The 10,930-nt window shown below is 72.8% G+C and carries 10 protein-coding genes; 6 read left to right on the top strand and 4 right to left on the bottom strand.

What is annotated here, in order from left to right:
• Positions 1-125 precede the first annotated feature (125 nt).
• Positions 126-1,178: an acyl-CoA desaturase gene (locus QCZ28_RS26410; RefSeq protein WP_279519160.1), complete on the top strand. Its 1,053-nt coding sequence runs from the start codon at positions 126-128 to the stop codon at positions 1,176-1,178.
• A gap of 223 nt (positions 1,179-1,401) precedes the next feature.
• Positions 1,402-2,556 carry an FHA domain-containing protein gene (locus tag QCZ28_RS26415; protein ID WP_279519161.1) on the top strand — a complete coding sequence of 385 codons (1,155 nt, stop codon included), beginning with the start codon at positions 1,402-1,404 and terminating at the stop codon, positions 2,554-2,556.
• A 131-nt stretch (positions 2,557-2,687) separates the two neighbouring features.
• Here QCZ28_RS26415 and rocD read toward each other — a convergent pair whose 3' ends face one another.
• From rocD to QCZ28_RS26430, 3 genes are all read right to left on the bottom strand, one after another.
• Positions 2,688-3,902, bottom strand: a complete 1,215-nt coding sequence (gene rocD / locus QCZ28_RS26420; RefSeq protein WP_279519170.1) for an ornithine--oxo-acid transaminase — start codon at positions 3,900-3,902, stop codon at positions 2,688-2,690.
• On the bottom strand, positions 3,902-4,717 hold the full coding sequence (gene ddaH / locus QCZ28_RS26425; RefSeq protein ID WP_196924625.1) for a dimethylargininase: 816 nt from the start codon (positions 4,715-4,717) through the stop codon (positions 3,902-3,904). The genes rocD and ddaH overlap by 1 nt, the downstream gene beginning before the upstream one ends.
• A 433-nt stretch (positions 4,718-5,150) precedes the next feature.
• Positions 5,151-6,038, bottom strand: coding sequence for a thrombospondin (locus QCZ28_RS26430; protein WP_279519162.1), 888 nt, complete (start codon positions 6,036-6,038; stop codon positions 5,151-5,153).
• A 223-nt stretch (positions 6,039-6,261) separates the two neighbouring features.
• On the opposite strand from QCZ28_RS26430, the gene QCZ28_RS26435 reads away from it, so the two are divergent.
• Entirely contained in the window at positions 6,262-7,071 is an 810-nt protein-coding gene (locus QCZ28_RS26435; protein ID WP_279519163.1) for a DNA-formamidopyrimidine glycosylase family protein, read from the top strand.
• 27 nt (positions 7,072-7,098) lie between these two features.
• Here QCZ28_RS26435 and QCZ28_RS26440 read toward each other — a convergent pair whose 3' ends face one another.
• Entirely contained in the window at positions 7,099-7,980 is an 882-nt protein-coding gene (locus QCZ28_RS26440; protein ID WP_279519164.1) for an aminoglycoside phosphotransferase family protein, read from the bottom strand.
• A gap of 83 nt (positions 7,981-8,063) precedes the next feature.
• Here QCZ28_RS26440 and QCZ28_RS26445 point away from each other — a divergent pair, with 83 nt between their 5' ends.
• From QCZ28_RS26445 to QCZ28_RS26455, 3 genes are all read left to right on the top strand, one after another.
• The gene (locus tag QCZ28_RS26445) at positions 8,064-8,489 is read left to right on the top strand and encodes a nucleoside deaminase (RefSeq protein ID WP_279519165.1); all 426 of its coding nucleotides are present in this window, start codon (positions 8,064-8,066) and stop codon (positions 8,487-8,489) included.
• Positions 8,490-8,724: 235 nt separating this feature from the next.
• Positions 8,725-9,990: an AGE family epimerase/isomerase gene (locus tag QCZ28_RS26450; protein WP_347815132.1), complete on the top strand. Its 1,266-nt coding sequence runs from the start codon at positions 8,725-8,727 to the stop codon at positions 9,988-9,990.
• Positions 9,987-10,930, top strand: a 944-nt coding sequence (locus QCZ28_RS26455; RefSeq protein WP_279519166.1) for a carbohydrate kinase, incomplete at its 3' end; no start/stop codon positions are given. The genes QCZ28_RS26450 and QCZ28_RS26455, both read left to right, overlap by 4 nt.

Raw genomic sequence — 10,930 nt, forward strand, 5'->3', positions numbered from 1 at the left:
GGGTAGGGCCTGCCCTACCCCGCATTCGGGGGCTGTCGGGGTTACTCAGCGCTACCACGCTCGGGAGACTCGACGGTAGGCCCGAACCACAGTGGCACGGGCGCGAAGCGGAACGGGGGCAAGCGATGGCGCTCGGAGCGGTGGCGGAACCGCCGGTACGACGGCGAGGTAGTGACTACGCACAGTTGTCACGACGGATCAGCCAGGCGGGCCTGCTGGAGCGGCGCCCCGGCTGGTATGCCACCCGCATCGTGTTCACCCTCGGTGCGTTCGTGGCCGGCTGGGTGGCCGTGTTCCTGCTCGGCGACTCCTGGTGGCAGCTCCCGCTGGCGGCGGTGATGGCGGTGGCCACCACCCAGGTCGCGTTCCTCGGCCACGACGCCGGGCACCGCCAGATGTTCCGTCGGCGTGGCCCCAGCGAACTGGTGGGTCTGTTCGCCGGCAACGCGGCGGTCGGGCTCAGCTACGGCTGGTGGGTCGACAAGCACAACCGGCACCACGCCAACCCGAACCACGAGGACGAGGACCCGGACGTCGGCGCGGGCGCCCTGGTGTGGACGTACGAGCAGGCGCTGGGCACGCGGGGGTTCGGTCGCTGGCTGGCCCGGCGGCAGGCGTACCTCTTCTTCCCGATGCTCCTGCTGGAGGGGCTGAACCTGCACGTGTCGAGCATCCGGGCGATCGTCGGCCGGGAGCCGAACGGCGGGTACACCGTCCCGATGCGGCACCGGGCGGCCGAGGCGGCGCTGCTCCTCGCGCACACGGTCGGCTACGTCGCGCTGCTGCTGGCTGTCATGTCCCCGGTCAAGGCGCTGCTCTTCGCCGTCGTGCACCAGGCGTTGTGGGGCCTCTACATGGGCTGCGCGTTCGCGCCGAACCACAAGGGCATGCCGATGCCGACCGCCGAGGACGAGTTGGACTTCCTGCGTAAGCAGGTGCTGACCTCCCGCAACGTGCGGGGCAGTCGGCTGGTGGACACCGCGCTCGGCGGTCTCAACTACCAGATCGAGCACCACCTGTTCCCGAACATGCCCCGCGCCAACCTGCGCCGGGCCCAGCCGATCGTCCGTGCCTACTGCGTCGAGCAGGGCATCCCGTACGCCGAGACCGGGTTGGTCGAGTCGTACCGGCAGGCACTCGGTCATCTGCACGAGGTGGGGCGGCCGCTGCGCGGCTGAACACACCAGGGGGAGGGCGGGGGCGGTGCCGGGCGGCACCGCCCCCGCCTGCGCGTACCGGGTCGATCGACACCCTGCTACCGCTGGTCGATGCCGTCCGTCGTCCCCGGTAGGGTCGGCGCATGGCAGACCTGCTCACCGCGGGAGCGGTGCGAGATGAGCTGGGCGGGCTGACGGGCTGGTCCCCGACCCGGCGGATCGACGACATCGTCGGGAGTGCGGCATGAGATTCGAGATCAGCAAGGTGCTGGACGCCATCGAGGGGCGGGTCTGCACCGACCCGTCGCTGGCCCGGGCCGTGGTCGACCTGGCCGAGGTGATCCGCTACCAGGACATTGACGGTGGTCGGCCGGCCAGCCTGCTGCGCCTCGGCATGGTCATCGACGCGCTCTCCCGCGAGTTGGAGGAGGACAGCGTCCAGGTCTACGCGGTGGTGCACCGGGCGTTGCTCTCCGACGCCGATCTCACCTCCAACGAGCGGATGGTGGTCCGCCGCTGGGCCGACGACGGGCTCGTCGAGGTGCTCGACAACCCGGGTGACCGGATGTTGGAGGTCGCCGACCTGCTCGGTCTGCCGGTGCTCAGCCGGGTCCGCTTCGACGGGTTGCGCGGTCGGTTCCCGTGGCTGGTCGAGCAGCCCGGTCGGGTGGTCGCTCCGGTGCCCGGCGCCGGTGGGCCGGCGTTCATCGCGCACGTCGGTGGGGGTCACGCGCCGGTGGCCGGCAAGCGTTCGCCGACCGGCGTGAAGCTGCTGGCCCGCCAGTGGCGCTGCCCGGAGTCGGGCTGCGCGTTGTTCGGTGGCGGTGGTGGGGGCGGCGCGTTCGCCGACCTGGCCGGCGGTGCCGACCGCAGCCCCGCGGCGCAGCCGCCGCCCGCGCTGCGCAACGGCGTGCCGACCTGCCCCCGGCACGGCGCGCGGCTCGGCGACGCCGGGCCGCGCCCGCGTACCGAGGTGCTCGCGGTGCGCGTCGGCGGCCTCGTCCGGCGGCGGTTCGTGCTCAGCGAGGAGCAGCCGGTGGTGGCTGGCCGGGCCCCCGAGCAGGACGGCGGGATCATGCTCGGGCAGTGGCTCAACGACGAGGCCCGACGCTGGATCAGCCGTGGTCACGTCCGCTTCGAGTTGCGGGTCGGCGAGGTCATCGTGACCGACGTCAGCACCAACGGTTCCGGCATCCGCCCGGCCGGTTCGATGGCCGAGTCGGACCGGATCCCGCTGGCCCCGCAGCAGTCCCGGGTGCTCGGTGAGAACGACATGGTGGAGCTGTACCCCGGCGTGCAGATCGGCCGCGCCGAGGAGTTGCCCACCGGCGCCCCGTTCACCCCCACCTCGGTGATGGCCGAGGCCCCGACCATGGCCATGCGCCTACCCCGCCCATAAGCGGACCGCGCCCGCGCTCCGCCGCGGCGCGGCGCGGCAAGATCCGCACAAGAACAGGGAAAGTGCTGCCTCAGATGGTGTCGAGGCAGCACTTTCCCTGTAGTTGCGCAGATCTTGGCAAGCGCGGTCCGTTATCCGGCCAGCACCTCGGCCAGGGCGGTCACCGCCAGGTCGATCTCCTCCTCGGTGATCACCAGCGGTGGGGCGAGCCGGATGGTGGAGCCGTGGGTGTCCTTGGCCAGCACACCGCGCGCGGCGAGCCGCTCGCACGCCTCCCGGCCGCTCATGAGCGCCGGGTCGATGTCCAGACCGGCCCACAGGCCACGGACGCGTACCCCGACCAGGCCCTTGCCGACCAGCCCTTCGAGGCCGGCCCGCAACCGCTCACCCAGCTCGGCCGAGCGGCGCTGGAACTCGCCGGTGGCCAGCAGCCGGACCACCTCGACCGCCACCGCGCAGGCGAGCGGGTTGCCACCGAAGGTGGAGCCGTGCTGGCCCGGCTTGAGCACGCCGAGCACGTCCGCGTTCGCGGCCACCGCGGACACCGGCACGATGCCGCCGCCCAGCGCCTTGCCCAGCAGGTACATGTCGGGCACGACACCCTCGTGGTCACAGGCGAAGGTCGCGCCGGTACGCCCCAGACCGGACTGGATCTCGTCGGCGATGAACAGCACGTCGCGCTCTGTGCAGACCTGCCGTACGCCGGGCAGGTAGCCCTCCGGCGGCACCACCACACCCTGCTCACCCTGGATCGGCTCCAGCAGCACGGCCACCGTGTTCTCGTCGATCGCGGCGGTCAGCGCGTCCAGGTCGCCGTACGGCACGACGGTGAAGCCCGGGGTGTACGGCCCGAAGTCGGCGCGGGCGTCCTCGTCGGTGGAGAAGCTGACGATGGTGGTGGTCCGCCCGTGGAAGTTGCCCTCGGCGACCACGATGTTGGCCTGACCGGGAGCCACGCCCTTGACCTGGTAGCCCCACTTGCGGGCCACCTTGATGCCGGTCTCGACAGCCTCGGCGCCGGTGTTCATCGGCAGCACGAGGTCCTTGCCGCACAGCTCGGCCAGTTCCCGGCAGAAGTCGGCGAACTGGTCGTGGATGAACGCCCGGCTGGTCAGCGTGAGCCGGTCCAGTTGGGCGTGCGCGGCGGCGATCAGCTGCGGGTGCCGGTGACCGAAGTTCAGTGCCGAGTAGCCGGCCAGGCAGTCCAGGTAGCGGCGGCCGTCCACGTCGGTGAGCCAGGCGCCCTCGGCGGACGAGATCACCACCGGCAGCGGGTGGTAGTTGTGCGCCGTCCAGCGCTCGGCGTCCCGGACCGCTCCCGGCGTACGCAGGATGTCATCCACGATCACTTGCTTGCCTTTCCCTGACGGAGTCGCAGCGTGCAGCACTTCGGTCCGCCGCCGGCCTTGCGTAGCTCGGAGAGGTCGACCCCGATGGTTTCGTAGCCCCGGTCGCGCAGCTTGGCGGCCAGGTCGGTGGCCTGCGCGGGCAGCACCACGTGCCGCCCGTCGCTGACCGCGTTCAGGCCGAGCACCTCGGCGTCGGCCATGGTGGCGTGCACCGCGTCGGGGAAGAGTCGACGCAGCACGGCCCGGCTGCCCGGGGAGAACGCCTCGGGCAGGTACGCCACGGTCCGCTCGTCGAGCACCGTCAGCGCGGTGTCCAGGTGGTAGAAGCGCGGGTCGACCAGTTGCATGGTGATCACCGGGTAGCCGAAGACCTCCTGCAACTGGGCGTGTGCGGCGTGTGCCGTGCGGAAGCCGGTGCCGGCGAGCAGGTGGTCACCGGCCAGCAGGACGTCTCCCTCGCCCTCGTTGACGTGCTTCGGGTCGTACATCTCGAAGCCGGCGGCCTCGAACCAGGCCCGGTACGCCGGCGCCTCGTCGGCGCGCTGCGGGTCACGGAACTGCACCGCCATCGCCTTGCCGTCGATCACGGTGCCGCCGTTGGCGGCGAAGACCATGTCGGGCAGGCCGGGCACCGGAGTGATCTCCTCGACGGTGTGGCCCAGATCAAGGTACGTCTGGCGCAGCTGCTCCCACTGCCGGACGGCCAGCGCGGCGTCGACCGGCGCGCTCGGGTCCATCCATGGGTTGATGGCGTAGTCGACGGCGAAGTACGTCGGCCGGCACATCAACAGGCGCTGGCTGGTGGCGTCCATCGTCATTGTCCTGCTCCCAGGGGTCGGGCGCGCCCGGCCACCGTGGCCCACGGGCTGGCGCCGTGGCTCAACGTTATGCGGCGTCAGCGGCAGGATCCACCACCGAGAGTTGCGCAGACCGAAGATTCGTTGCGTCTGGGCGGTTTCCGGATGTGATTCGTTGCGTCACGACGGCGTCCGTCGGAAATCGCGCTTCCGGCCACCCGGCGGCGGGCCGCTCACGCATCCGGCGGCGTCGCTGCTCCGGTGAGGTCGCTGCTCCGGGGAGGCGCAGTCCCTGCCGAGGGACTGCCACCCCCGGACACACTTCAGGGGCGGCGAACCGCCGCCCCTGAAAGGGTGTCTCCCGGCCGGTGAACCACCGGACTGGTCGGGCTGCCGGCGAACCGCCGGCTGTTCGCCGGTGCATCACCGGCGAGCGGAACAGTGCCCGCTAGAAACGATCGACAAACTGTGAGTCAAGCCACTCGCGGAAGCGCTGCACCCAGTCGCCGTCGGTGGTCGGCCAGTCGAACTGGCCGGTCATCGCGAGCACCCCGATCACGACCGCGGCCAACCCGATCAGCACGCCGAAGAGCGCGTCGGTAGTACCGGCGACGTGCCGACGGCGGGTGGCCATCAGGCCGAGCACCGCGAGCACCGCACCGAACGCGCCGAGGCCGATGCCGTACCCGGCCAGGGTGCCGGTCAGCACGAACATCGCGCCGGCGACCGAGACGATCAGGCCGAGGGTGGCGAGCAGGCTGGCCCGCGGCTTCGGGCCGCGCGTCACCGGCGACTCGGGCGTGGTGACGCCCGGGGTCGGGTCGACGGGGCGGTCCGTGGCGACCCGGTCGGTGGTGTCGGGCCGCCGGGTGACGCTGTCGCGCTCGGCGGTGCGCGCCGTGCTCGGGGCGACGGCGGGCCGGGCGTCCGTCTCCACCGCCGGTGCCGTGCCGGTGCGGGGCTCGGAGGCGACCGGGCGGGTCGTGCCCTGCACGGGCTCGGGTGCGACGGGACGGGTGGCGCCGTTCGACGGTTCTGGCGCGACCGGGCGGGCGGTGCCGGCCCGGGGCTCGGGCTCCACCGGCCGCGCGGTGGCGGCGCGGGCCACCGCCGCCCGCTCGTTGGCCCGCCGCTCGGCCTCGCTGGTCTGGCCGTCGGTGGCACCGGCGCTGCGGTACGTCGTCTGGTCGCCGTCGCGGTCGGTGACCACCGGCCGGCCGGCGTTGTCGCCGGTCTCGGTGACCGTGGTGTCGCGGCCGTCCACGCGGCCGTCGAGGTTCTCGTCCCGCGTCGGTGCCGGCTCGGACCGGCGGGACAGCGAAGGAATCCTGACCACTACACACCTCCTGATGAATGCGTGGTGGCCGACGGAAAGGGTGGCACCCACGCGGTGTCGCACCTCAAATACCCACCTGGGCGTTTCCTGACACCAATTGGGGGTACGGCCGCCCCGGCCCGCCTCGATCGGCCCGGTCCCGCGCCGATCAACGCGGCGGGCGGGGGACCCGAGCGATCAGCGCGCGGCCGGGTCGGGGCGGGACTGGCTATCCTTGGCACCCGTGCCAGAGGGACACACGATCCACCGCCTGGCGGCCCGGCACGCCGAGCTGTTCGCCGGGGACAAGCTGCACGCCGCGAGCCCGCAGGGTCGTTTCGCCGAGGGTGCCGCCCGGCTCTCCGGGACCGTGCTGGAGGGCACCGAGGCGTACGGCAAGCACCTGCTGCACCACTACGCCGGCGAGCTGACCCTGCACGTACACCTCGGGCTGTACGGCAAGTTCGCCGACGGGCCGGGGGAGCCGCCGGAGCCGGTCGGCCAGGTGCGGCTGCGGCTGGCCAGCGACCGGCACTGGCTCGACCTGCGCGGCCCCACGGCCTGTGAGCTGCTCACCCCGCCCGAGGTGGCGGCACTGCGGGACCGCCTCGGGCCGGATCCGTTACGCGGCGACGCCGACCCGGAGCGGGCGTACGCCCGGATCTCGCGCAGCGCCACACCCCTCGCCGCGCTGCTGCTGGACCAGTCGGTGGTGGCCGGCACCGGTTTGATCTTCGTGACCGAGGCGCTGTTCCGGGCCGGGCTGCCGCCCACGATGCCCGGCCGGCAGTTGACCGCAGCCGGTTGGGACGCGCTCTGGGCGGACCTGGTCGGGTTGATGCGGCTCGCCGTGGAACACGGCCGGATCGACACGGTTCGCGACGCGCACCTGCCGGAGGCGATGGGCCGCCCGGCCCGGATGGACCGGCACGGTGGCGAGGTGTACGTCTACCGCCGCCCCGGGGCGGCCTGCCACGTCTGCGGCACCGAGATCAGCCGTGGTGAGCTTGCCGGGCGCAACCTCTACTGGTGTCGTACCTGTCAGGTGGGTTGAGCCGCTCGCCCCCGGCGCTGGGCGGCTTCAGTCGGCGTCGAGCAGCCAGCGGACCACCTCGATCTTCTGCGGAAAGACGACGTCGTCGGCGACGCTCCAGGCCAGCGTCTGCCCGATCGTCCAACCCCGGACCCGCTCCCGGTCCAGCCCCAGTTCGGCGCTGAGCCGGTCCAGCCGGTGCCGGACGGCGGCCGGCGAGTGCCCCAACTCCGGGCCGCGCACCATCGGCACGACCGAGAACTCCCGTTCCCCGGTCAGCGGTTTCGGGTCGATCGCCAGCCACGGCCCCCGGTCGCCGGGGAGCGTGTCGGCGGCGAGTACGTTGCCGGCGTGCAGGTCCTGGTTGACCAGCACCTGCTCACCCTGGCTCGACGCCAGGCCGCCGAGCAGGTCGAGCGCCGCGTCGAGCAGCCGCCGCTGGTACGGCCGGCCGGCCCGTTCCCAGGCCCGGGGCATCCGGTCGATCCAGCCGGTGGCCTCCTGCGCCAGCGGGGTGAACGGCGCGCCGGCCGGTCGCCAGAGCCGGGGGAGCAGCCCGATCACCGCGTCGAGCGCCCGGTCCGGCGGAAGGTCGTGCAGGGGAGTGCCGGGCTGGCAGCGTTCCAGCAGCAGGGCGCGCCGCCCGGCGTCGTGGGCGAGCAGGCGGATCGCCGCGTCGCCGTCCCAGTGGGCCAACGCGTCGGCCTCGTGCCGGCTCTCCTCGTCGGGGTACTGGAGCTTCAGCACCGCCGCCGTGCCGTCGGGCAGCTGCGCGGGGAGCGCCAGTGAGGCGTACGCGTACCGGAAGGGTGGGTCGAGTTGCAGCGACCACCGCTGCGCGCACTCCGTCAGCCAGGTCGGGAGGGTGGCCAGCCAGGCGCGACCGGCGGGTGATCCGCGTACCCAGTCAAGTCCCTCGGGCAGATCCATCTGGTCCTCCTGGGCTGTCACGGCGTTCCTGTGGCGGTCCACAGTGGCTAGCGTGGACGGGTGCAGATTGGCGAGGAGGATCGATGACCCCCGACGACGAGAAGTTTCTCCGCCAGGCCGTGGAGATCGCCAGGCGGGCTGGGGCGTCCGGCGAACGGCCGTTCGGCTCGCTGCTTGTCGACGCGGCCGGCGTGGTCCTGGTCGAGGACCACAACACAGTGGTCTCGGACGCGGACATCAGCGCGCATCCGGAGTTGAAGCTGGCCGTCTGGGCGGCCCGGGAGCTTCCGCCCGAGGTGGCTGCCGGCACCACCATGTTCACCAGTTGCCAGCCCTGCGGGATGTGTGCGACGGCGATCGAGCGGTCTGGCCTCGGCCGGGTGGTGTACGCGCTGTCCAGCGAGCAGTTCGAGGAGGTCAAGCCGGCCACCCCGGCGCTACCCCCGGTCCGCTACGAGGGGCCGGCGCTGTTCGAGGAGGCACGTCGGCCGATCGACGACTACTACTGACCGAAGCTGTCCCGCGGTGGTGTGACGCAGCCGGAATTGACAGTCGGCCGGCTGCCGGAGCAGGGTTGACCGGTGACAACGATGTCAACGGACAAAAGGGAAGGGATCGTGTGCATGGTCCTCTCCCGGCCGCACCCGGTTCGCGGTGTCCCCTTGACGGTTTCCCGGCGCGGACCCGGTCTGTCCGCCGATCCTGGCCGTATGTCCCTTTCCTACCCAACGGTGACCAGCTGAGATGACCGACGTGCCCCGATCCGACGCCGCAACGACCCCCGCTCCGGCGGGGTCGACAGACCTGCCCGATCTGGACGACTTCCTCGCCGATCAGACCCGGACCTTGCTCGACACCGCCCGCCGCTCGGTGCGGCCCGAGGGCGGCTTCTGGTGGTTGACCGACGACCGCACCCCGGATCGGGGCGAACCGATCCACACCTGGATCACCTGCCGGATGATCCACGTGGCCGCCCTCGCCCATCGCAACGGCGACCCGGACGCCGCCGCCCTGGTCGACCACGGGGTCGCCGCGCTCAGCACGCTGCTGCGCGACGACCGGTACGGCGGCTGGTTCAGCGCGGTGGACCAGCAGGGAGCACCCGTCAACGACCGCAAGGCCGGCTACGACCACGCGTTCGTGCTGCTCGCCGCCTCCAGCGCGGCGCGCGCCGGACGGCCCGGCGCGGACCGCTTGCTCGCGGACGTGCTGGCCGTGGTGCGGGACCGGTTCTGGGACGAGGACGCCGGGGCGGTCCGCGAGTCGTGGAACCGCGACTGGACGGTCACCGAGGACTACCGGGGCGCCAACAGCAGCATGCACATGGTCGAGGCGTTCCTCGGCGCTACCGCCGCTACCGGCGACGCGAGCTGGGCCGACCGGGCACTACGGATCGCCACCCACCTCGTGCACGGTGAGGCGGCCCGGCACGACTGGCGGCTGCCCGAACACTTCACCACCGACTGGTCGCCGCTGCCCGACTACAACCGGGACCAGCCCGCCGACCCGTTCCGGCCGTACGGCTCCACCATCGGACACTGGCTGGAGTGGGCCCGGCTGCTGCTGGAGTTGGAGGCGGTGCTGCCGCAGCCACCCCGCTGGCTGCTCGCCGACGCCCGCGCCCTGTTCGCCGCCGCCGTGCGGCGCGGCTGGGCCGTCGACGGCGCGGACGGCTTCGTCTACACGATCGACTGGGACGACCGGCCGGTGGTGCGCTCCCGGATGCACTGGGTGCTCGCCGAGGCCGTCGGCGCGGCGATCACCCTGCACCGGCGCACCGGGGACGCGGTCTACCTCGACTGGTACCGGGTTTTCTGGGCGTACGCCCGCCGCTGCCTCATCGACCAGACCGGATGGCGGCACGAGTTGGACGCGCAGAACCGGCCCGCCGGCACGGTCTGGCACGGCCGACCGGACGTCTACCACGCCTACCAGGCGGTACTGCTGTCCCGCGCGGCCGACGGGCTCGGCGGCCCCGGCCCGCTCGCACCAGGGGAGGTGACCGCGTGATCGTCGTCGCGGGTGAGGCACTGATCGACCTGGTCGTCACCGCCGAGGGTCAGCGGGCGGTGCCGGGTGGCTCCCCGGCGAACGTCGCTGTCACACTGGCCCGGCTCGACCAGCCGGTACGACTGCTGGCCCGGCTCGCCGACGACGAGTACGGTCGGCAGCTCGTCGAGCACCTGAGCGCCAACCGGGTGGACCTGGGGTGGGCGGTGCACGCCGAGGAGCCCACGTCGGTGGCGGTGGCCACGCTGAACGCCGCCGGGCAGGCCAGCTACGAGTTCCGGCTGGCCGGTGCGGCGGACTGGCAGTGGACGCCGCAGGAGCTGCCCGAACTGGCCGGAACCCCGGCGGTCGCGTTGCACACCGGATCCCTCGCGCTCGCGCTGGCCCCCGGCGCGGAGGTGCTGGAGGGCCTGCTCGCCCGGGAACGCCAGCGGGACGGGCTCACCGTCTCCATCGACCTCAACCTGCGGCCGAGCATCGTCACGGACCGGGCGGCGGAGCAGGAGCGGGTACGCCGGCAGATCCGCCTCGCGCACCTGGTCAAGGCCAGCGACGAGGATCTGGCCTGGCTCTACCCGGACCGTTCGCTGGCCGACGTGATGACCGAGTGGCGGGCGGCCGGGGTGTCCTGCGCCGTGGTGACCCGGGGCGGCGATGGTGCCTGGCTGCTCGCGCCCGACGGCTCGCTGCACGAGGAGCCGGCGGTGCGGACCACTGTGGTCGACACCGTCGGTGCCGGCGACTCGTTCACCGGTGGCCTGCTGGCGGCGCTGGCCGACCTCGACGCGCTCGGTGACCGGCCGGCCGACCGGCTCGCCGCGGTGACCGGGCCGCAGTGGGGTGTGGTCCTTCGGCAGGCAGCCACGGTGGCCGCGTTGACCTGCGCCCGCCGGGGCGCCAACCCGCCCACCCGCGCCGAAGTCGAAGCCCTCCTCCCGAC

This window comes from Micromonospora sp. DH14 (assembly GCF_029809455.1).
Lineage (GTDB): Bacteria > Actinomycetota > Actinomycetes > Mycobacteriales > Micromonosporaceae > Micromonospora > Micromonospora parva.